General features: G+C 36.0%; 18 protein-coding genes and 2 pseudogenes. 2 read left to right on the top strand and 18 right to left on the bottom strand.

Annotated features, from left to right (window positions below; genetic code table 11):
- Positions 1-20: 20 nt before the first annotated feature.
- The 9 genes and pseudogenes from IC621_RS16135 to IC621_RS16095 form a co-directional block, all read right to left on the bottom strand.
- A complete protein-coding gene (locus IC621_RS16135; RefSeq protein WP_191159356.1) occupies positions 21-476 on the bottom strand; it encodes an SRPBCC family protein in 456 nt (151 codons plus the stop codon).
- A complete protein-coding gene (locus tag IC621_RS16130) occupies positions 473-844 on the bottom strand; it encodes an ArsR/SmtB family transcription factor (protein ID WP_224752582.1) in 372 nt (123 codons plus the stop codon). Before IC621_RS16130 ends, IC621_RS16135 begins: the two co-directional genes overlap by 4 nt.
- Positions 845-963: 119 nt before the next feature.
- Positions 964-1,398 carry a GtrA family protein gene (locus IC621_RS16125; protein ID WP_191159355.1) on the bottom strand — a complete coding sequence of 145 codons (435 nt, stop codon included), beginning with the start codon at positions 1,396-1,398 and terminating at the stop codon, positions 964-966.
- The gene (locus IC621_RS16120) at positions 1,364-2,392 is read right to left on the bottom strand and encodes a glycosyltransferase family 2 protein (RefSeq protein ID WP_191159354.1); all 1,029 of its coding nucleotides are present in this window, start codon (positions 2,390-2,392) and stop codon (positions 1,364-1,366) included. The genes IC621_RS16125 and IC621_RS16120 overlap by 35 nt, the downstream gene beginning before the upstream one ends.
- Positions 2,393-2,410: 18 nt before the next feature.
- Positions 2,411-4,090, bottom strand: coding sequence for a DUF6044 family protein (locus IC621_RS16115; protein ID WP_191159353.1), 1,680 nt, complete (start codon positions 4,088-4,090; stop codon positions 2,411-2,413).
- 121 nt (positions 4,091-4,211) lie between these two features.
- A pseudogene (locus IC621_RS26540) lies at positions 4,212-4,460 on the bottom strand (sugar phosphate isomerase/epimerase); the annotation flags it as partial.
- 713 nt (positions 4,461-5,173) lie between these two features.
- On the bottom strand, positions 5,174-5,950 hold the full coding sequence (locus IC621_RS16105) for a Cof-type HAD-IIB family hydrolase (RefSeq protein WP_191159351.1): 777 nt from the start codon (positions 5,948-5,950) through the stop codon (positions 5,174-5,176).
- A gap of 328 nt (positions 5,951-6,278) precedes the next feature.
- A complete protein-coding gene (locus tag IC621_RS16100) occupies positions 6,279-7,859 on the bottom strand; it encodes an FGGY-family carbohydrate kinase (protein ID WP_191159350.1) in 1,581 nt (526 codons plus the stop codon).
- A 251-nt stretch (positions 7,860-8,110) separates the two neighbouring features.
- Complete coding sequence (locus IC621_RS16095; protein WP_191159349.1) at positions 8,111-9,451, bottom strand: NAD(P)H-dependent oxidoreductase; 1,341 nt, start codon at positions 9,449-9,451, stop codon at positions 8,111-8,113.
- 636 nt (positions 9,452-10,087) lie between these two features.
- Here IC621_RS16095 and IC621_RS16090 point away from each other — a divergent pair.
- Both IC621_RS16090 and IC621_RS16085 read left to right on the top strand, forming a co-directional pair.
- On the top strand, positions 10,088-11,359 hold the full coding sequence (locus tag IC621_RS16090) for an MFS transporter (RefSeq protein ID WP_191159348.1): 1,272 nt from the start codon (positions 10,088-10,090) through the stop codon (positions 11,357-11,359).
- A 314-nt stretch (positions 11,360-11,673) separates the two neighbouring features.
- Positions 11,674-13,045 (top strand): annotated as a pseudogene (locus tag IC621_RS16085) (IS4 family transposase).
- Between the two features lie 258 nt (positions 13,046-13,303).
- On the opposite strand, the gene IC621_RS16080 reads toward IC621_RS16085, so the two are convergent.
- From IC621_RS16080 to IC621_RS16040, 9 genes are all read right to left on the bottom strand, one after another.
- Positions 13,304-14,251, bottom strand: a complete 948-nt coding sequence (locus IC621_RS16080; protein ID WP_191159347.1) for a sugar-binding transcriptional regulator — start codon at positions 14,249-14,251, stop codon at positions 13,304-13,306.
- A 600-nt stretch (positions 14,252-14,851) separates the two neighbouring features.
- A complete protein-coding gene (locus tag IC621_RS16075) occupies positions 14,852-15,043 on the bottom strand; it encodes a reverse transcriptase domain-containing protein (protein ID WP_191159346.1) in 192 nt (63 codons plus the stop codon).
- 360 nt (positions 15,044-15,403) lie between these two features.
- Complete coding sequence (locus IC621_RS16070; protein ID WP_191159345.1) at positions 15,404-16,351, bottom strand: sugar-binding transcriptional regulator; 948 nt, start codon at positions 16,349-16,351, stop codon at positions 15,404-15,406.
- A gap of 125 nt (positions 16,352-16,476) precedes the next feature.
- Positions 16,477-17,874: a dihydrolipoyl dehydrogenase gene (gene lpdA, locus IC621_RS16065; protein ID WP_191159344.1), complete on the bottom strand. Its 1,398-nt coding sequence runs from the start codon at positions 17,872-17,874 to the stop codon at positions 16,477-16,479.
- 12 nt (positions 17,875-17,886) lie between these two features.
- On the bottom strand, positions 17,887-19,230 hold the full coding sequence (locus IC621_RS16060; RefSeq protein WP_191159343.1) for a dihydrolipoamide acetyltransferase family protein: 1,344 nt from the start codon (positions 19,228-19,230) through the stop codon (positions 17,887-17,889).
- Positions 19,231-19,245: 15 nt separating this feature from the next.
- Positions 19,246-20,244: an alpha-ketoacid dehydrogenase subunit beta gene (locus IC621_RS16055; protein ID WP_191159342.1), complete on the bottom strand. Its 999-nt coding sequence runs from the start codon at positions 20,242-20,244 to the stop codon at positions 19,246-19,248.
- Between the two features lie 18 nt (positions 20,245-20,262).
- Complete coding sequence (pdhA, locus tag IC621_RS16050) at positions 20,263-21,246, bottom strand: pyruvate dehydrogenase (acetyl-transferring) E1 component subunit alpha (protein WP_191159341.1); 984 nt, start codon at positions 21,244-21,246, stop codon at positions 20,263-20,265.
- Between the two features lie 1,434 nt (positions 21,247-22,680).
- Positions 22,681-22,968, bottom strand: coding sequence for a type 1 periplasmic-binding domain-containing protein (locus tag IC621_RS16045; RefSeq protein WP_191159340.1), 288 nt, complete (start codon positions 22,966-22,968; stop codon positions 22,681-22,683).
- A gap of 136 nt (positions 22,969-23,104) precedes the next feature.
- Positions 23,105-23,923, bottom strand: coding sequence for a pyruvate, water dikinase regulatory protein (locus tag IC621_RS16040; RefSeq protein WP_191159339.1), 819 nt, complete (start codon positions 23,921-23,923; stop codon positions 23,105-23,107).
- Positions 23,924-24,049: the final 126 nt, after the last annotated feature.

The raw sequence follows: 24,049 nt of genomic DNA, 5'->3' as shown, positions 1-24,049 counted from the left end.
ATCAACTCCCCTCTAATCGGTTATATTGCAATTGAAGGCAAGGTATTGCCCGTCTCTAACAAGCTTTTCAAGTTGCTCAGAATTGCCGGCCATCCATTATTTAACCCTTCAAAAGTATCGTTCTTTTCCACTAGGTCAGTTGACGACAGATTTTCATGTTTAAGCGTTAATTTTACAGTCGAATCCATTGGTTTTATCTCAAACGTGACCTGTGACGGTTGCTCACGGGCGGTTTCATCACCTACTATGTTCCAAGTGAAAGAAAGTAAACGATGCGGCTCGCATTTTAGTATTTTTCCGTGATCGGTAACCTGCCCATTCCGTGAATAGGTAATGCTTGAGCCTTCTTGCCAATCAGATTGAATTTTGCTTCCAAAGAAGTATTTTTCGGTGAAATCACTGCTTGTCAAAGCTTTCCATAGTTTCTCGGGTGTAGTTGCAATGTAAGTCACATAGACAAATTTTGGTTTAGTCATTTAAACTTGTCCTCCTCAAGCTTATTTTTTAATTCACTCAACATTTCTATATGATGATGATCATACTTGCGGATCCATCGCTGATAAATCTCACCGATTGGTGTAGCATTAAGGTAATGAAGCTTTTCTCGCCCATTGCGAATCACTACAACAAGATTTGCTTCTTCTAATAATACGAGGTGCTTCGTTACTGCTTGCCTGGACATATCAAGATCGTGACATAACTCTTTTAATGTTTGTCCGTTATTTTTGTACAGTTGGTCAAGCAGTTGTCTGCGGCTTGAATCGGCAAGAGCTTTAAAAATTTTATCTATCGGGCCATTCCTCCTTTCTCGTATATCATATGCAACTAAATAGTTGCGTGTCAAGTAGCCTTAATCTGCTCTAGACTATTTTCTCTATTTTGACTTTTGAGAAAAACGCGAATTTGACGTAAAAAAAGCAGATTTCCTATAGTTAAAAGAAATTTGCTTTTTTTATCCAGCTTTCATGAAGAATGGTACTTGAAAACAAAATACTTTTGTCCCAAAAAATTTAGCAGTGTGTATAATAATGTACCAACTAGAACAGCCAGTATATCGTGAGTCAATACGGGTATAAGATCGAGTATTTTTTTCAACCAAATAGCTGCATATTCTCCCCCGGAAAAAGCAACAAAGTAGCAGGAGAAAACCACTATCACAAAACGGGGAAGACCTTTTTTAAAAGAAGTTTGGCTTTCAAATGTAAAGGAACGATTCAATAAAAAGCTTAAAACTCCGCCTGCTGCATTGCCTGTAAAAGTGGAAACCCAATAAGATAAATGACACACTTTCATTAAGAAAAATATTGTAGATAATCCAAAAACAGTATTAATAATGCCAACTAGCAGGAATCGAAAAAAAGAGTTATCCATTTGTTTCAGGTAATTTTCTAATCTCATAATGATCTAGTTCATCTTCCGTCTTGTCCTTCTTTGAAAATGGAAAATTAAATAAGTCGATATCAACAATAAATTTAGGTCTCCTCTTTGTTTCTTTATAAATTTTCCCAATATATTCACCCACCAGCCCTATTGCAATTAATTGCAAGCCTCCGATCAGCCAAATAGATGTAATTAAGGATGTCCACCCTGTTTGTGTCATGCCGAAGAATTTCAAGGTTAAAAAATAGATACCGAATAAAAAGCTAACAATAAAAGATAGCATCCCAACGGATAATACAAACCTAATAGGAGTAACTGAAAAGGAAGTAATTCCATCAGCAGCAAAGGAAAGCATCTTCTTCAATGGGTATTTCGTTTCTCCTGCCTTCCTTTCTTTGCGGCTATAATATACGCAGGTTGATCTAAAGCCTAGGAGAGGGACAATTCCTCTTAAAAATAAATTAACCTCCTGAAATCCTTGAAGCTCTTCTACAGCCCGCTTGCTCATTAACCTGTAGTCAGCATGATTATAAATTAAATCAACCCCTAATTTCTTCATGCAATTATAAAAAAGTTCAGCTGTATTTCTTTTAAAACGAGTATCTGTATGACGTTTGTCACGAACTCCATAGACAATTTCATATCCTGCTTTAAATTGATTAATAAATTCTTGAATGATTTCAATATCATCTTGCAGGTCAGCGTCAATTGAAATCAAACAGTCTGAAGCATCCTTTGCCGTAAAAAGGCCAGCTAATAAAGCATTCTGATGCCCAACATTTCTAGATAGTTTTAAGCCCCGGACCACATCCTTATGTAAGCTTGCTTTATAGATAATCGACCAGGATTTATCTATACATCCATCATCAACAAAAAGAATTTTACTTTGGTTTGAGATCACGCCATCAGTAATCAGATTATTTACGACCAGTTCCAATTGGTGAATGGTATCAGGCAGGACTTCTTCTTCATTGTAGCAAGGAACAACAATTGTAAGGACAGGTTGATTCATGATGTACTCTCCTCCAGGTTAAATGACTTTGTATAAATAAATTTTCCAAGCTGATTGTTCAGAGTCAAAGATTTGATCCAATTCTAATTTGTTTTCTATTGCATTATCGATCGGGATCGCTGAAAAAATGTACCTTCCGCCCATTTCCTTAAAAGGATCAATCTGAAGCTCAAGATTCTTTAAACGCTTTTTTGAATTTTTCTTAAACATATAATGTTTACCAAGTTCTGAGGTGAAAAGATAGCATCTCCCCCCCCACTCATCGAAATATGTACGGATCGTCTTATTTTTATCTAATTCTTTTTTGATGATCCTACGAAAATCATACTTGTATGTTAATGGATAGAAATTATTATACGTATCAAGGGTGTAGAATCCATTGTATTGTGCTATCGCTGGATGAATCCCAATGCTTGCTACTCGATAATCCTCTACTGGCAGATCAATATGCTGTTTGATTTGATTAAACAATTCCTCTGAATAAAACTCCTTTACGGTTGGTTTATTGTGGTAAACGATTTCATCATTAAAAGTTCCTAACAAGATAATTTGGGCGATTATGAATACTGTTATTAATTGTTTCCATTTTTGATGCAGGTGATCGGACAATATTTTTAAACCAAGAGCAAACCCAATATAAATAACAAGTGGCCTTAAAAAATGAAAACGAGCAAAATTAAATGTATCAAGGAAATGAAATTGCTCTGTTAGAGGCAGCCATCCCTTATAAAACCAGAAAGCATACCAAGCCGATAAAATGAAATTAATGACAAACAAAACAACAAAGGGTCTTTCTTCTTTCCAGCGTTTTTTCCAAATGATTAGATATAGAGCAAGCAAAGTTACTGGCAAAATGATTAATCCATGAACTGTCATGACATGGTTGTGACCTAATACAAAGTTTTTAAACGTCAGCCTGATTACTCTCCATAAGGACAATCTTGCATGAAAGTATTCGTCTCTGCTATTCGGTACTGTTGAAAACAAAAAAGAATGAAATAAGCGATACTCTACAATAAAATAGATAACGGTCATGTAGGCTATTGAAAGGAAAAACGGAAGGTTCCACCCTTTTCCTCTGAGAACGTCACAAAGCCAGAAAATAAACATCACAGTTAAAAAAAAGAAAAACCCTAATACAAAGCTTGAGTATAGAGGAAGCAATGTTAATACAGCGACATTCTTCCATTCTCTTTCACCTTGACGTATATTTAAAAACGCCCAAAGTGCGAGCGGCATCCCAAGTGTGCTGAGCATACCTGAAGGCCAGAAAGGTGTCAGAGCAAATGTTAGTGCTGTACCTGCTCTAATTAGCACCCACTTTTCTTCTTTTAAAAAGTGCTTTTTCAAAAGGAGATACATACCGATAAAGGCAATAACTCTAGTAATGGCTTGACTCAGCGTATAGGCAGTCATGGTTGGAAAAAAGCTGTAAAGCAAAACAAGACCGCTCAATTCGGTGCTAAATGCATTTCTCGGCAGTCCGTTAATAATTTGGGGAATAACTGCCTCAATACTTCCAAACAACTGTCCGCTGTTCGTTAGAACCCTATACCAAGCCAGATTGGAATCTAAATTATCATGCACCCGAATATGAGCATGTTCCCCCAGAATAAATAAAGGAGACAAGTATAGCAGAAGGATAAACAATGAAAGAAAAATAAGGATCGTCTCTTTTTTACTTTTGTGCTCAACCAAATAACACACCTCTATTAATTAAGAAAAGATCTTGTTATTAACTTTTACTGGCTATGTAAAAAATATTCTAATTTTATCATGGTGCCTTTTATAGGAGAGGTAAGTGGCCTTATAATTGCCGGTGATGTTTTCCGGAAATTTCTTTATTTGGATGTAATGGATTCCCGTGACAGATTAACGCACTGATTTCAAGTCACCGACTTTCGAAAGATTGCTTAAATTTCTTAAATTCAGCTTCATCTTTTAGAAACTTAGCAGGGTTACGATGAACATTCCCCAGGGTAACCCCCTGTTCCAACTTCAACTGCCTGTAATCCTTGGACAACGATGTAATCTAGTGCTTCCTCTAATTTCTTTTGTTTCCGAACAATACAGCAAATACACCTAATTTCCCACTTCATTTCCTCCCGTTTTCTCAAGATTTCATTTTTGACATATTGAGATAATCAGAGGAATTTTCATAATAAGCATAAATATGGAATCATTGGGGTATGGGGAAAAGAGGAAATGATCTTATTTCCTTTAAATTCCAACTATATGACCGCATTAGGATCTCCACAAACGCCCTTGGGATTTACCCTCCCATATAGAAAACTGGAGAAAAAGATACTCCTTATTTTTCTGTTCCTACTGTACATTTATGAATAACTTGATAAAAGGTCCTTGGGGGACACCAACGTAACTAGAAGGGTATCAATAACGCCAATCCAGTTATCCAATTTAAGGATGGTAAACCATTTTTTAAGCCTTTCATTTCTTTCTATTTCATTATCTTCCTCATGGTATGCTTGATAGATGTAGTCATTACATATAAAAAATGTGGAGTAATAGATTAGTTCGATTCCTAATTCAACAGTCCCTAAGACACTAAAGACATTAGCACTACTCCAATTGGAAAGACACTCCATTTATTAATATACCTAGTGAAAATGAGGACTAAATAATGTATACATCATGAATAGTCAATCCACAATTTAACCATGCAACTGGTAATGAATAAAGAGCTACCTCAAGTCTATTAAGATTCTTGAGGTAACTCCTACTCACTCTTATTTTATTTAAATTAAGCACTTTTCATAGCTTTTATTTAAGTAATCCCAATAGTTCTAATCCATATGAAATACCATCTTCACTAACATCTTTTGTAACATATTTAGCTGCATTCTTTGCTAAATTGTGGGCATTTCCCATCGCTACACTATTTCCTGCAAATTGAAGCATTTCAATATCATTTAAACCGTCACCAAAAGCATATATCTGTTCTTGTCTGAAACCCAATTTGTCAATAAATCTTTCAATTCCGTTAGCTTTAGATCCTCTAAAAGGAATAACGTCCATTGAAAACTGATGCCAGCGAATAAAATTCAAGTCTTTAAAACTCTCTTGATACAGCCCCTCTTGTTTATCTATGCAAAATAGAAGAGTTTGATAAATTTCTCTATCAATAAAATAATCCGGATTATGTTCTGGGTGAAGAGCGTTGATTGTTCTTATACTTTCTTCAATATGAGTATGATATTTAATATTTGCTTTCATTGTCTCATGATCCATGTAGACAAGTGGATGATTATTAGTAACAGCAAATTCTGTTAAAGAATGCAATACATCTTTCCTCAATGGATTTTTGTAAATGACTTCGCCTTTCAACACTACGTATTGTCCATTAAAACTGATAAATGAATCAATATCTAATTCGTCCCTTAGTTCTTTAAATAAAAAAGGAGCACGTCCTGTCGCAATGGCTACCTCGTGTCCTGCCTCTTTTAAGGCTTGAACTGATTGCTTTGTCGAAATGGGCAATTGCTTATTATGGTCAAGAAGTGTTCCATCTATATCAAAAAAGATCATTTTCTGTGACATCTTGTTACCTCGCTTTAATTATTAATAAAAAACGACTATTTTACTTATATTAGAGTAATAGTATAGAACAATTAGTTTTGATAGAGTTTTGCAGAAAAATTTGATATATTAAATTCCATTTAATTATGATTGATCACATAAGTAGTCTGACTCTTAGTAGTTAAGCAACTTTAAAAAACGACCACAAAGCTTCTTGAAGAAGTACTTTGCAGTCGTTCACCTCTAGGTTTTTTATTCCCAGAATCCTTCTTTTTTTCTGTAGTTGATAACAAAGACATTTGTTCAAGTCAGGAGTATATCGTTGTCCTAACCTATAATCATAATATGTTTAATACACCAGTTGCTTTTGGGATTTCACCTGGTCTTGGGTAATTTTTGTATTTTCCCACATCCATTGATGAAATTGAGGATATGCCTTTCTGTATTGTTCAGCGTATAATTGATATCTTTCATGGTTTTCCTGATTTGGCTCAATAATTTCCTGTTTGAACTTCACCATATTTGATACAGCTTCATCAATGTTTTGATAAGCAGATCCTGCTACACTCGCTAAAATAGCTGAACCTAGACAAGCGACTTGGTTATCCTCCGGCACGTGGATAGCGATATTACTAACATCTGAATGAATCTGCAAAAACAGTTTACTGTGAGTGGCTCCTCCAGCTGCAAAGACCTCATTGGTTGAAATACCGCTTTCTCTAAGATTTCGGATATTATAATCGGTTCCGTAAGCAATACCTTCTATAATTGCACGATATATGTGTGCTCTTCCGTGTTTTAATGTTAATCCAGATATCAGACCTCTAGCATTAGGGTCGACATGAGGAGATCGGTTCCCCTGCCAATAATCTAACACAATTAACCCCTCTGAACCTGGCGGAATTTGTGACGCTTCATCATTTAACAAGTCGTAGACGCTTCCATTTTTCTGATTTGCTATCGGTTCTAAATCTTTGCAAAAGTTGGTTCGAAACCATTTTATAGTTGAACCTGAAGAAGATTGTCCTGCCTCTGCAAGATTGTAACCAGGAATGAGAGCATTAGGGAACGTTCCAAGTATTTCCTTTCGATGAATAGATTGGGTAGTTAGTCCGTAAACATTGTGTGAAGAACCCGTAATCAAAGCCAATTTACCCGGTTTCGTCACACCTAAACCAATAATACCATTCAGTGCATCAACACCACCTTGAGCCACAGGCGTGCCTTCACGTAATCCTAATTCCTCTGCAACTTCTCTCGTTAGTCCCCCAATATGTTCTCCTAGGTTACATAAATCTGAAGGAAGTTTTTCGAAAATATCACCCAGTCCAATAGCTTCGTAAAAACGTTTTGGCACTCCTCCTTCTTCTGGATTGTAATGCCATCTGTAAGTGGTAGTACTAACGCTTCCAGTATGTCTACCCGTCAGTCTGAATGTATACCAATCGGAAAAATCCATTATTTTGTTTGCGCTCTCATAATGTTCTGGTTCATTCCTTTTAAGCCAAAGAGCTTTACAAACCATCCATTCTGGAGAAACCTTTCCGTAACCGTTAAACTTTAAAGCATCCTCTCTTGTAGAAGAAATAAAGTCTGCTTCCTGATGAGATCGAATGTCCATCCACAAAAGGGCACGTCTCAATGGTGTTCCGTCATTTCTACACAAAACAAGAGTCGCACACGTCGTATCCAAGCCCAGACCAATAATCTGATCTGAAGTCGCCCCTGCATAATTCATTGCTTGTTTAACACTATTAACTAATGCCGACCACCATTCATTAGGGTCTTGTTCAGCCCAACCTGGTCTCGGATGATAGGTTTGATATCCAGTAATCCCTAAACCAACTTGTCTCCCTTGTAAATCATATATACCGACTCTAACACTTTCCGTGCCTGCATCAATTCCTATAACAAATTCTTTTTTTGTCATTGATCTACTACTCCCCCTTTTTATTCTTTTAAATGTTCCTAAACTAACAATCCTTTGAAAGATAAATTAATACTAAAATATCCTTAGGAAAATAATCCATATAGTGTTACAAGTTTATGAATAAGAGAGATAAAGCTCAAGATCAAAACAATATATTGATAATCTAGACTTTTTACCTCTCTTATGAAAGTTTAATTTTCTAGCTATTTAACTTTATTAAAATATAAATCTAGATATCATAAGTTTTCACCTTAAACTAAAATAAGGTTTGATTTTCCAGGAGTGCCCTTTACTGATTTTTCCTTTGTACTTTGCATCTGCAAGGAACGTAATTTCCAAATCATAGATTCTTTTTCTTGTTCAATATCATCAAATGTTATAATTTCTCCCTTCTTTACAGGACGAGTTACAACAACATTTGGATCTACTAACCCAATTGGTAATGCGTTTATACTTGATGCTTCACTATAAGAAAACAATTTACCAAATACTGTATAACCACCGATACCATCCAAACGATCCCCTGGCTCTAAATCTTTTTTCGCTACAGCTACTGTTTCTGCTTGAAGACCCTTCCATGGTGCAATGGTTGCTTCTTTATGGAAATACGCACGTGCAACAGAAAGCGGCGTTTCCAAACTAGTTAAATGGTATGGACGATATAAGATATAGTTTGGACCATCACCCATTTTTAGGTACTGCATTTCGTGATTAACTTCTTCCTTTTCAGATGATATAATCGCGAATACCCCTGGAGCCACCCCATTTACATAGTCTACAATCCTTTTACCATTTAATATTCCACCTTCTTCTTTAAGTTGGAACAAAGATGGAAGATCTTGAACTGTTCCGGAAGGACCATGCATACCAGCAACATCAGGTAGGAATCCTGTAGCATTAGAAACCGCATTCATCTCTACCATGGTTTTTGTCCCATCCTGGAAAGACGCTAACATTTTTGGGCTTGCTCCTTTTGCTTTCGCTTCTGCCTCTGCTGAAGAAGGGTTTGCTTCAAAATTTAATGGATTATTTTTCCCTTTACCTAAAGCCACAATTTCAAAGCCAATGGCATCTGCAAAGTCATATAATTCCATAACTGCCCCAGGTTCGTCACCTGCTGAACCTGTATATACAACACCGCTCGCATCAGCCATTTGTTTTAAAAGTGGACCGACAGTTACATCAGCTTCTACATTAAGCATAACAATATGTTTCTTATTTAATATTGCTTTCCAAGCGATTTCAGCTCCAAGATTTGGAATACCTGTTGCATCAACAATAACATCTACACTAGGTAAACTAGTAACAAGGTCACTATCGACTGTCCCTACAACCTTTCCTTGCTCAATAGCTTTTTCGGCTTCTTCAATTCTATCTGTTAAAATGATTGATTGCTCTTTAACTCCTGCTTTAAGATACGCTTGTTGAATAAATTTTGTATAGAGGTCTGCTGTTGCAACAACCCGCATACCTTTCATATTTTCAATTTGTGAAATCATCCCTCTTCCCATCTGACCGCATCCAATTAAACCTACGCGTATTTCTTTACCTGATCTTTCTAGATCTCTTAATTTATAGTTTAATCCCAACATATTTTAACCCTCCTATATAATTTCAAAAACAATTTTTAATGAGATAGTACTAGTTAGAATCTCATTTTCTTAAATATGGATTTCCTTAGGGTAAAGTATGATTCCGGTTAACTACTAAATCATCATCTCCTTAAATATGTCCCTAAATAATAAATTTACCATACTTCACATTTTACAAAAGTTCATGTTTATTACCTTTGTAAAAATTATAAAATTGGTTTCGTAAAATTGTCAACAATATTTTATAATTAATAATTAACGAAAAAACAATGTTAATAGTATATAGATTGGGATATTAATGAAAATTTAAAAACATTATTATTCTTTTTTCACTTGACGGATTTCAAAAAAGAAATTATTATGTAACAAATGTAAATAGAGTTTACAAAAGTAAAATTTTGATTATTTTAATTTTTTAAACTCTTCTAAGCTTATTGGAAAACATTATTAAGCATTCCAGTTATTAAAAAATGAAAGGGTATTCATGAAAGGGCAAGGGTATCTACTGATGACAGAAATAACATCAGATATCTTAACTTAATTAAGAAAGGAAAAGCACTTACTAAAAAAGATTATTTTTTTTTAAGCCAAATCTAATTATGAAAAATTTTTAATAGGTTAAAAGGAGGATTTATTATGAATCAAAGAATACTAGGAAAGCTTGGCATGGACTCTAAAATGGCTTTTGGATACATTGGAGTTTTGCTTTTTATGTTAGGAGACGGTCTTGAACAAGGTTGGTTATCATCTTATTTAACGGATAATGGTTTAACCATCCAGCAATCAGCCTTACTATTTAGTGTTTACGGTTTAGCCGTTGCAATTGCAGCTTGGTTTTCAGGAGTATTGGCAGAAATTTTAGGACCTCGAAAAGCGATGTCGTTGGGATTCGTTCTATTCGTGTTAGGAACATTAATTTTCCTAACAATAGGAATACCAACTATGAATCTTGCAATTATGATTCCAACGTATTCTCTTAGAGGTCTTGGTTACCCGTTGTTTGCTTATTCTTTTCTAGTATGGCTTACCTACTATACACCAAGCGATAAACTTGGAACTGCTGTGGGATGGTTCTGGGTCGCATTTGCTAGTGGTTTAAACGTTTTAGGAGCATATTACTCTAGTTTTGCACTGCCAATTTTAGGGGAAATAAAAACGTTATGGAGTGCATTAATTTTTGTTGCTTTAGGTGCTGTATTTGCAATTTTGCTAAGTAAAGATGAATCTAATAATGATAATAAAAAGTTTAAAACTAAAGCAGAAGTAATTAAATATATGGCAACAGGTGTAACCATTGCATTTCAAAAACCAAAAGTAGGACTAGGCGGTATTGTTAGAACAATTAATACTGCTGGCGCATATGGATTTGTAGTATTCCTACCAGCTTATATGATGGAAATAGGATTTACAAGGTTGGAATGGCTGCAAATCTATGGAGCACTTTGGTCAAGTAATGTTATTTTCAATTTAATTTTTGGAGTTATTGGTGATAAACTAGGCTGGCGCAGTACAATTATGTGGTTCGGTGGTGTAGGATGTGCTATCTTTACAGCAGGACTTTATTATGTCCCGGTTATAATGGGACCAAATTATTTCGCAACACTTCTTATGGCTATTGGTTTTGGTGCCTGTGTAGCTGGTTATGCTCCTCTAACCGCTTTAATTACTTCAGTTGCCCCAGACAATAGAGGAGCTGCTATGTCAATACTTAACCTAGGAGCTGGTTTAAGTACTTTTATCGGCCCTGTAATTGTAGGCGCATTCATCGGTAGTGTAGGGACTGTAGGTGTTATTTGGATTTATACAGGTTTATATCTGATAAGCGCAGTTTTAACGAAATTTATCACCCTTCCACAAGAACAAACAGCATCTAAAGCTACCGATTTGAAGGATGCGGTAGGATCTTAAAAATGATTTTTAGTAGTAAATAATAAATCAAGAACGTCTATTAAAAGACGTTCTTGATTTATTTACACAACTAATCATCTCGACTTACTAATAACCTGTTTACAGAATTTATTTTTTTAACATTCTTTATAAATTAACTTAGCTTATTACTCAACTTTCGCATCTAGATAATTCAGGTAACAGGTTGAGGTTGTAACCCGTCTTGACCTTTCAATCTGTCCCTTGACATCCATTATACAAATAAAAAAACACCTCATTCTGTGGTACAGTGAGATTGACGAGAAATCACTACCATAAGACGAGGTGCCCTCTATATGATAGAGGAGAAAGTACAAAAGAATCAACTACCAATTGAGTTACAATCCGTTTTTAACGAATTAGAAATCTTGAAGCATCTTCGAAAGCAAATATAAAAAAGAATCTTGGCTTTACCTGTTCCTATTTATTTCAACTGGTGTTTTGTCTCACTTTCCAACAAAAGAATTGGTTCCGGCTTTTGGACTCTAAAAAAGCAGATGAATGGCAAGCGAAGGATGCGGTTTATCGTTTCCCCAACTATTCGAAGTTCGCATGGCGCCGTTTCTTGCATTCCTTTAGTTCCTCGACCATTTCCAAGATAAGTGCCCTGACAGATAAACGTCTTGTGAAAGTATTCATCATTGATGACTCCATGCTTGAACGGAATTGGAGTAAGAAAGTCGAGCTGCTTGCCCGCTGCAAGGACCACTCGTCCATCCGGAACAGGTTCTATAAAGGCTTTCGTATGCTTACTCTAGGATGGTCCGATGGTTCCTCTTTCATGCCAGTTGATTTTGCTTTATTAAACTCCAAAAAGACCCTACTCAATGGAATTTCTGAGAAAGTAGATAAGCCGTACATCTGGATATCAACGTCGTCAGGAGGCCCTACAGACAGCCCCCGAACAAATTCCGACAATGCTTGAGTGTGCCATGGCTGCAGGCGTAGAAGCCCGTTCTGTTGGATACATGGTTTACCCAGTACCCAGTAGCCTCTCATTCAATCGATTGTGAAACAGGGACTTGACGTGATCGGTATGGTCAAAGTCACGAATCAACGCTATCTAGTAGGAGGCAAAGCGACCTCTTTAATGGAACATTATCGTTTGTCCCTTCCGATTCAAGGAAAGAAAGGAATCCTTCGCTCCATTCACACAGTCATGGCAAACGGGGTTCCGGTAAAAGTGGTCTTCATTCAAAACCGGAACAAGAAAAGCGAATGGCTGGCGATTTTTAGTACAGATTGTACCCTCACAGAACAAGAAATCATGCGCATTTCCGGAATGCGTTGGGACATTGAGGTCTTCTTCAAGACGACAAAATCACTGTTACGTTTTCAAAAGGAATTTCTAGGTCGTTCATATTGTTCATATGATCTACTTATCAGCCATACAACCATCGTATTTGCCCGTTATATCATCCTCTCTTGGCAGAATCGGTGTAACACAGACGATCGCACCCTTGGCGGTCTCTTTTATGAACTATGTGATGAAATCAATGAACTTTGATTGGGGTGTGGCATTACAGCAGTTGATCGAGCTTCTTCAAGATCCCCTAAAAAACAAACAAAATGACCAAAAAATTAATAGAAAGTCAACTACAGCAGTGGATTGCAGGCCTTCCCAATTATATTAAGGCTTATTTACAGGTTTCACTCTGCGAAAGTTGAGAAATTAATATTTCAGCTGTCAAACCATAGTAAAACGAGCTCTGGTATATTACCGAAGCTCGTTTCAGTTTAATCCCTTAAATTTGGAATATAAAATACCATAATAAGTGGCGTTGATCGCCATCAGTGGCCAGAACTAAAGAGGACCCCTGCTAGAGTCCTCGGCCGTTTTTTCATAATATTTCGAGTGGCGAACGAATTTTTTGCTAATTGCATTAAGGTAAGTAGACAATATGAGTTATGCTTTCAAAAGAATAACTACTCTTCTACAAGCGCCAAAGCAGTTTGTTCATCTATTATTAACACATCTAGATAATTGCCTTTTAAAGCTGCTACCACACTTTCAAATTTATGTGTTCCTTCAACTACTCCAATGACCTTCTTCAATTCTTTCAAATGCTCCAAAGTCAAGCCAATGACTTTTTCATTTAGAGAATGTTTAACCGGGTTTCCTGACTCATCATAAAAACGAGAGCTAATGTCACCTACTGCCCCTTTCTTTCTTAGATTGTTTAGATCCTCGTCTTGTAAATAACCAATCGATTTCATAGTGGAACCCTTATATGGATTTCCAATACCTATAAGAGCTACATCCACTTTCTTTCCTTCTTCAAGAATAGCTGAAATATCCTGCATAGCCTCAAGGCGTTCCTTTAACTCCTTTGTTTCTACAATTGCTGGTGCATATAAATATGAACATGTACCGTTCATTTTTTTTGCTAATTCATACGCCAACTGATTAGCATGTATTTCTACATGTTGTGTTCCCATGCCTCCCACTAAAGGGACAATATTTATTTCCTCTCTACGTTCATAGGGATACTCTTTTACTACCTCAGATAGTGTAGTACCCCAGGAAATTCCGAGACGCCTAACATCGCTCTTTAATTTTTTAGATAAATAATAAGCTCCTGCTTGTCCTATTGAGCGTTTAACCATTTCTGGTGTAAAACCTACGGTCGGCACAACAACAACATCAGTTAAACCGTATTTTTTCTCAAGCTTTTGTTCTAGTTCTACTGTGCGCGCGCTTTCATCCTTAATATATACCTCAACAATTCCAAATTCCTTTGCTTTATGCAACATTTTTGAAATAACAGGTCTTGATACACCAACTTTTTTAGCTATTTGTTCCTGCGTCCAGCTGTCTGTATAATACAAATTAGCTACTTTGACCAGCTGTCGCCTTTCGTCCCAACTTAACATAATATCGCCTCTTTAGATTTGTTATCTTCTTTATTATACCAAGATGTCCAATAGAATGAGAACATTCTCTTCTCTCCTATGCTAGTTTATAACCTTTTTATTCAATTTACAAAACACCTTGTATATAAATGTCTAATACCCCAAAGGTTGTTTAGTCTATTTAAAATAGTTGACTTTAAGATCCAATCTTGATCCATCTATCATTCAACATTCAATATAGTACTAAACCGCATCAGGCTCTTCAAAAGTTGCTTCACAGTCTTGCGTAGATCTCCAATTCCAAAAATGGAATTAAGAGTTTAGGACGCTCTAGAGGAAAAATCGACTTAATATTATTGAACTTTTCCCATGTAATATAGCTCTTTTGACTTCTACTACTTAAGATTCTTCTCCAAAAACGTTCCGTAATTTTATAGATTTTCGTTATTGACCAAGGATTACCAGCCATAGTAGTTGTAGTGACCTCTAAGAATTTGATTTATCTTTTCCACCTAGTCTTTTATCGCCTAATGTCTTATAATACAAAGTACTTCTTGTATTTTATTTACACTTCGCTTAAATCTCGTCTTTTCGGTTTTCCTACCTACCATAAAATTACCCTTAATATTGAAAACACACTACAAAATCATCGATATATCTTATTAGATATGACTCTCCTTTGAGTCTTGGTTTAATTATTTTCTCAAACCATAAATCTAATACATAGTGAAGGTAAATGTTACTTAACAGTACACTTACTGAACCGCCTTGCGGTGTACCAGTTTCATTGACATGTACATCCTTACCTTCCATCACACCTGCTTTTAACGATCTCTTGATTAAATTAATGTTAAATAAATTTTACATTTGTGATAATTATGAACATTTGTTAATATTATTATATTATTTTCAAAATTATCTGTCAACATAATGAGGAATTTTCAGTTTGTTCTAGTTTGTAAATACAAAAGGAACTCGTATAAATCAATGTATAGAAAGAAAAAAGTATTAAGAGTTCTTATTAATTGTCATTCGAATATTCAAATGTTATCTTCGTACATTTGTCGAATAAGGTAAAATTTAGCGTCCATTAAAAGGACTCTAAAGATTCATCCCGACAACATAAAAAAGAGCTGAATCCAAAGGACAAAAAGTAATCCTTGATCCAACCCTTTAACTCTGCTTTAAAATCATAGAGGCAGTTTGCTCATCGATTATTAAAACATTTACATAATTTCCCCTTAACGCACCTATGATACTCTCAAGCTTATGAATACCATCTGCAACAGCAATAACTTTCTTAATTTTTTTCAATTGATTTAATGATAAACCAATAACCTTATTGTTTAAAGGGTGTCTAATAGGTACTCCCGATTTATCAAAAAAGCGGAAACCAATATCACCAACTGCTCCCATCGCACAAAGGTCATCCAAATCCCCATTCTGTAAATAACCGATTTTCTTCAATGTCGATTCTTTAAGAGGGTTCCCGATTCCTATGACCGCCATATCTACATTTTTTCCTTCTTCAAGTACAATTTTGATATCTGACATCTCCATTAAACGGTCTTTTAATTCCTCCGATTCTACAATCGCAGGAGCGTACAAATAAGAGCATGTACTATCCATTTTTTGGGCCAATTCATACGCTAACTGGTTAGCATGGATCTCTATACGTTGCCGCCCAATTCCTCCTTCAAGAGGGATAATCTTTATGTCTTTTCTTTGTTCAGATGAATACTCTTTTACTAATTCAGCTATTGTCGTCCCCCACGAAATACCTAGATATTTGACGTTTTTTAAATTTTTGGAAATATAATGAGCCCCGGCTTGTGCTACAGTCCGCTTAACCATTTCTGGTGTAAGTCCGATAGTGGGAGCCACTACAACTTCCTCCAAGCCATATTTTTTCTCCAATTGTTGTTCCAATTCGACGGTATGAACACATTCATCTTTAATGAATACCTCTACAATGCCGGCTTCTTTTGCCATGTTCAATTGCTTTGAAATAATAGGTCTTGAAGCCCCGATTTTTTTCGAAATCTGCGTTTGCGTCCAGCCGTCAATATAATATAAATTCGATACCTTTACAAGTTGTCGTTTTTCTTCCTTATTCAACACTATTTCACCTCCATACAATTACTCTAAATTCAGACATAACTACTTTTTAACTTCACATTTACAAGAAAACTCCCATTCTACGCTGGTGCTGAGTAATGGGAGCATTAAATACTAGAAATATAGGTTTAAACAAGGGCTTCTTGCTTTCTCATTTTATTGGCAATATTTAAAGCAGCCTCATAAAAAGCCTCAGAAACAGTAGGGTGAGGATGAATCATTTTTGATGCTTCTTCAATCGTGCCTTCTAAGTACATAAAAGCAGAAGCTTCTGAAATCATTTCCGTCACATGTGGTCCCACCATTGTAACTCCAATAATTTCTCCGTACTTTTCTTCATAAACAATTTTTACAAAACCGCTAGTTTCACCAACTGCTAGAGCTTTACCATTCCCTACGTGATCAAACCGTTCAGTACGGACAGATAGACCTTGCTTTTTCGCTTCTTCTTCTGTCATCCCTACACTGGCAATTTCAGGTAATGTGTAAATACAACGAGGTACAACGTGGTATTCCATTTTATCTTCTAAACCTGCTGCATTAGCAGCCGCCACAATGCCCTCCGCACTTGCAACGTGAGCTAATTGGTAGCCTCCGACCACATCACCTACTGCATAAATATTTGGAAGGTTCGTTTCCATTTTTTCATTTACCTTGATAAATGGTCCTTCTTTTTCAATAGCTATCTGTTGAACACCTGAAAGATTAGGTTTTCGGCCTACACTCACGATTAGTGTTTCTGCTTCAATTGTAAGTTCTTTCCCTTTACTATTTTCACATTTTACAGCTTTTTGCGTACCGTTCTGCTGAACTTCAGTTACTTTTGTACTTGCATGAAAACGAATCCCTTTTTTCTTTAATACCTTCATCAGTACTTTAGAAGCATCAGCGTCTTCACTAGGAATGATTCGGTCTGCAGCTTCAATTACAGTTACTTCAGCCTTTAAGCTAGCGAAGATACAGGCAAATTCCACCCCGATTACGCCACCACCAATAATAACGACCGATTTAGGTATGTCTACGATGTCAAAAATGCTGTCACTTGTTTCAAAGTCTACAGAATCTAACCCTTTAATTGGTGGCACAACAGGAGATGAACCCGTTGCAACGATGATACGCTCTGCTTGAATTCGCTCTTCTTTTTCAGCGGTAACTACCTTGATATTTTGCCCGTCTTCAATCGTACCTAAGCCTTCATACACATCAATTTTCCCTTGTTTTAATAGAAAGGCAATCCCACCGCGCAAACGTTGAATGACATCATCTTTGCGCTTTTTCATTTTTTCAAGGGAAAAAGACATATCACCTGTCTCAATTCCCCATTCTTTTGCTTCTTCAATGGACTCAATAACTTCTGCATGTTTTAGCAAGGTTTTTGAAGGTATACAACCTCTATTTAAACAAGTACCGCCTAAAAAGTCTGCTTCAATTAAGGCTACCTTTTTCCCTAGCTCTGCAGCATGGAGGGCTGCTACATACCCTCCGGGACCTCCACCTATTACAACGATTTCATATGATTTTGTCATGTCTCTCACCTCTTAAACTAGCAATTCGAATGGATTCTCAAGAACTCGTTTCAATTCAGTTAAAAATTCTGCTGCAGGTGCTCCATCAATGACACGGTGATCAAAGGACAAACTAACTGTCATCATTGGTCGGATCTCAATAGAACCGTTTAGCACAACAGGTTTATCGTGCATTCTACCTACACCTAAAATTGCCGTTTCTGGCTGATTAATAATTGGTGTAAAGGCGTCAATCGCATACATACCAAGGTTGCTGATAGTAAACGTTGATCCTTTTAATTGATCAGGGAGTAGCTTTTGTTTCCTAGCACGCTTGCCGATGTCTTTTGCTTCTGTTGTTAAATCAGCTAATCCTTTTTGATTAACGTCTTTAATAACAGGTACCATTAATCCATCCTGTACCGCAACCGCCAAACCAATATGAACATCATCATTATAAATAATTTCATCATTTATAAATGATGCATTGATAGACGGAAAACGTGATAATACTAAACCAACCGCTTTAACAATAACCTCTGTATACGATAAACGGAAGCCCGTTTGTTTTTCAACAATTGGTAAGAGTTGTGTACGTAACTCTTTTACTTTTGTCATATCAAACTCACTGGTTAACGTGACATGTGGTGCTGTAAATGCACTCTGAGACATACGATCAGAAATCACTTTACGCATACCTGCGATTTTTCTTCGTTTTTCAGTCGGAGCCGATGATTCCTTACCTTTATGAATAGCTGCTGTTACATCTTGTTTTACGATTTTACCGTTTACACCGCTTCCATTGAGAGCAGACACATCAACTTTTTCATGTTTAGCGATTTTCCCTGCAAGTGGTGTAACTTTAGATTGTGTTTGAACTGTACTCACGTGCTCATTAACGTCCTTAAGATGAACTCTCCCTTTTGGTCCACTTCCTGAGACAACAGATAATCCCACTTGATTCACTTTTGCTAATCTTCTAGCTGCAGGTGTAGCACGCGGCTTAGCACTATTCTCCGCCTGTACAGCTACTTTAGGGATTTCTTCATTATTTTCATTATTTTCTGTCACTGGTTCTCCTGAGGATGAATCACTCGATCCTCCTGATTCCCCTGGTGGCTCAGCAGGTACTGATTCACTTTCCTCGCCAATAAAACCAATAACATGATTAACAGGAACCTGATCGTCTACGTCAAAATACCTTTTTAATAAAACGCCTTCGTCATACGCCTCTACTTCAATGTTAATCTTATCTGTCATGATTTCAAGCAATGGTTCTCCGATTTCAACTGTGTCTCCTTCTTCCTTAAACCACTGAAGGAGGGTACCGGTCTCCATTGTACTACTTAGTTTAGGCATAAAAATCTCTTTTGCCATAATTCTCCCTCCTTCTTATTTGAAACGAACAGCTTCCTTAACAGCTTCGATAATATCTGGCACTTGAGGTATAACAGCCTTCTCTAATGTTGGGTTATATGGAACTGGAACAGATAATCCTCCTAGCCTTTTGATTGGTGTATCCAAATAATCAAATGCTTCACTCTCAGCAATCATACTAGCAATTTCACCACCGAAACCTCCACGTTTAACTGCTTCGTGAACCACTACTAAGCGACCAGTCTTTTTCACAGATTCTATAATTGTTTCTTCATCTAGTGGAACAAGAGTGCGAGGGTCTATAATTTCTACATCAATACCCTCTTTTTCTAGTTCTGCTGCTGCTTCAAGTGCTTTGTGTACCATAATAGCAGTTGCAACGATTGTTACATCTTTACCTTTACGGTTTACAACAGCTTTTCCAAGTGGAATTGAATACTGTTCCTCCGGTACATGGCATTGTGTGCGGTATAAAAGCTTATGCTCATAGAAAATTACTGGATTGTCATCATCCATTGCTGCTTTTAATAATCCTTTTGCATCATATGCAGTAGACGGCTGGATAACTTTTAATCCGGGAATATGAGCCATCCATGCTTCTAAACTTTGGGAGTGCTGTGCGGCTGCACCTGTACCAGATCCAGCTGGTGTTCTTACAACCATTGGAACTTTACCTTTCCCTCCAAACATATAACGCGTTTTAGCTGCTTGGTTTACTAATTGGTCCATTGCAATCGTAATAAAATCAGAAAACTGTAATTCCATAATAGGTCTCATACCGGTTAGAGCCGCTCCAACTGCTCCCCCTGCAATTGCAGCTTCAGAAATAGGTGTGTTTCGAATACGTTCAGGACCGAATTCTTCGATCATTCCACGTGTTACACCGAATGCGCCTCCATATACCCCGATATCTTCTCCTAAAATGAATACATCTTCATTCTGGCGCATTTCTTGACTCATCGCTTCTCTTACTGCCTCTAAATACGTAATCTCTCTTGTTTTAATTTCAGTCATTTTAATCCCCCTTCTAAGTTAGGCATATACATCTTCTAATAGAGTATCAATTGATGGTTCCGGGCTGTTTTCGGCAAATTCTACAGCATCCTCAATTTCTTGTTTTGCTTGATCTTGAAGCTTCTTAGCTTCTTCTTCTGTTAGCACTCCTGCTTCAATTAATACTTCTTTAAATCTCTTAATACCGTCTTTCTTTCTCCATTCTGTCTCTTCTTCACGCGTACGGTATTTTTTCGCATCACTTTTCGAATGACCTTTCCAGCGGTAAGTCTTCATTTCAATTAATGATGGACCATTTCCTTGACGGGCATTTACGACTGCTTTATCTACGGTGCTCATGATTTCGATCATGTCATTTCCATCTACGACCTCACCCGGCATACCGTAAGCGATTGCACGATCTGCAATGTTTTCTATTTTCGTCATTTCCTTTACTGGGCCTGACATTCCATATTGATTGTTTTCACAAATAAATACTACCGGCAGATCCCAAATAGCTGCCATATTTAACGCCTCGTGGAAACTTCCTTCATTTGTAGCACCATCTCCAAAGAAGCATAAAACTACATAACCTTCTTTTTTCAATTTTGATGTTAATGCTGCTCCTACCGCAAGAGGAATTCCGCCCCCTACAATTCCATTAGCTCCAAGATTTCCTTTTTCAACATCTGCAATATGCATTGATCCGCCTTTTCCTTTACAATAACCTGTTTCTCTACCAAACAGTTCGGCCATCATTTTGTTCACATCACCTTCTTTTGCAATACAGTGACCATGACCACGATGAGTACTTATAATTTTATCTTTTGATTGAAGTACAGCAATAGAACCTGCAGCAGAAGCTTCCTGTCCTACGCAAAGATGAGTTGTTCCATGAATCTTTCCTTTGGCAAAAAATTGGTCTACCTTTTCATCAAAATAGCGGATCAGCCACATTTGTTTATAATGCTCAGGAAGCTTCTCCTCAGTTATATGGGAAGGTAAATTTAAAGTACTTAACATTTTAATTCCTCCTTTTTACTTTCGTTCTTTATTGTTACATTTGTAAACATAATATACCGTTCTTTAAATTTCGTCAAGAGAAAAATACTTTTTTAATAAGATTTAACGCAATTAATTACAGGCAAAATGGTTGTTTATATGGATTTACTTATCTAAAACAAAAAATAAATTTCCATTCAAATAATCTAATACATTCAAACAGACCCCTTCGCAAAAAAAATTATACAAAAACGTAATGTCATTGAACAAAAGTAAATACTCGTTCATGAATGGTCATCTGCCAAAAAATGGCCTAGAACAAATGAACAATGTAAAAAAGAGTTGCATGTCAGAAAGAAGCTGAAAAAATAAAAGTCGCACCTAGCCAAAAATACGTTTTAATTAGCTATATCATTGAAAAATACAATATCTTTGTGAGGTAGCTGGCGGAATGGGACAAAGGGCTTACTTATCTGTCATTAAAGATGTTCAACAGGTCACACAAGAGATCTATAGATACAAAAATAGCCAAGCTTTTTAAAAAACCTTGGCTGCCTATATTTCTCGTATAAAAACTATTTAATTCCTTAATTAGTTTTAATATCTGTAAATACAATTAATAATTTTATTAATACTATTTCCTAACTCTCCAACGGTTAGGTTCTAAAAACAATCAAAATACCAGATTCTTTTACTGAATCTTTATAATCGATGACATATTTGATAACAGGTTTAGGGAACTTTGTATTTGGAGTAAGATCTTAATCTATTTTTATATTTGCGATAAGGTAGTGTTTATATTCTTACTGGTATCCCCCATTACTTCATCCCGATAACCCTCTTTCGTGAAGCCTAGTCTTTGTTTTGCATTATCTTGGATAATGATATCTACACCACTATTAATATGACTTTCAACATCGCTTCCCTTAATTACTATCAAAGCGGTTTCAACACCTAATTATCCCATATCATAAGGGTTTTTGTGCTACTGAACCAGATAACGTTCCTCTTTTATTCACTTAGTCATTTCTGTCAGTCCCTCTGCTCCAATAACTGGAATGTTAAATCCATATTTCTCTATTATTTCAATAGCACTTAATGTAAGAATATCAGAAGATGCATAAATACCTTTAACATCTAGATGATCATTTAAAATCTTCTCCGTGACACTTTAACCCAACTCAGTATCATTTGCTATTATTCTATGAGTTGCTATTTTAATACCTACAGTTTCTAAACTAGCTTTAGCTCCTTTTATCCTTTCACGTAACTCTGGGCTACTTTTTTCTCCGGTTATCAAAGCGACTTTATCGCCAGGTTAAAGTTCTGAAGCCAATAGAGCACCACCTTTCCTACCTAATTCAAAATTATTGGTACCAATATAAGATGTTTTATTTCCCCATGGTAAATCCGTATCTACCAGCAATACAGGAATATTATTTTTATCAAACTCTTTTAAATAGAAATTCTAGTTACATCTATTAGAGAGACAATTAATACATCTGGTTTTTCTTTAAGGACATTTTTGAGAATTTTTTCCTGACCATTAACTTCGTCCTCATTACTGGGAGCGATTACTTTTCCATCAATATCAAAATCTCGAAACCCTTTTTCTGCTCCCGCTTTAACAATATCCCAAAATTGATTTTTAGTGTTTAATTCTTTTAAAACAACTACTACTTTTGGTTTTTCATTTGCAAATTGGATTAATATAAACGCTATTAAAATTGCAAAAAAAAACAAAGATAAAAAGATATATTGCTCTTTGTTTCAACGTGTATCCTCCTTCCATACACTATTTTTGTTCACTTTTAATTAAAACATGAAGTTTGGATTATCCCTCTTGTTGTTCCCCTCATCAAACATATATACAAATTTATTATGATATACAAATCCATTCTTTTTGAACATTGCTCATAATTAAATCAGCCGTTTCTTCGATTCCTATATTTGAAACATCAATGATTGGGCAGCCGATTCGTTTCATAAGATTTTCAGCATAATTTAATTCCTTATGAATCCGTTCTACATTTGCGTATTTGAATTCAATGGTCATCCCTAAATTCTTTAATCGTTCTCTTCGAATTTCATTCAGTTTATCCGGTGTTATAACTAAACCTACACATTTATTGTTTGGAATCTTAAAAAGTTCACTCGGAGGTATTATTTCTGGTACCAAAGGTATATTCGCCACCTTAAAGCCCTTATAAGCCAAGTACATAGAAAGCGGCGTCTTTGATGTTCGGGAGACACCAATCAATACTATATCAGCAAGTCTAATATTTTGAGTATCTTGTCCATCATCATGTTGAACTGCAAACTCAATTGCTTCAACTCTTCGACAATAATCGTCATCAATATTCTTGATTAAATTTGGTTCCCCTTTTGGTACTTTATAAAATTGTTTCATAAATACATCCATCAGTGGAGTTAATAAATCAACTGTAATAACCCCTTCCTCTTGAGCCTTAAGTTCAAGATATTGCTTTAAGTATCCAGTAACAATTGTGTAAACAATAATTGAATGACTATTCTTTGAGATAGTAATAACATTTTTAATATCTGTGATATCCTTTACATAGGAAATATGTTGTATTTTTACTTCTCTTCCACTAATGCTAAAAACTGCTCTCACCACCTTTTCAGCAGTTTCATCAAGAGAGTCAGAAACTATATAAACATTTTCTTTTTTATTCATATCCGATCTTCCTATTCTTTTGAATTTTTTATTATTAAATTGTATTGTCTAAATTTATTGTTTGGAGTCTAAAAGATAAATTGTTAAATAGATCAAATGATTTTTAAGAGGAATTCTATTGGATAA

Origin of the sequence: Metabacillus arenae, assembly GCF_014773385.1 — a bacterium.
GTDB lineage: Bacteria > Bacillota > Bacilli > Bacillales > Bacillaceae > Metabacillus_D > Metabacillus_D arenae.
Note: the sequence above shows the minus strand (reverse complement) of the source record. Positions and strands in the feature narration are given on the sequence as shown.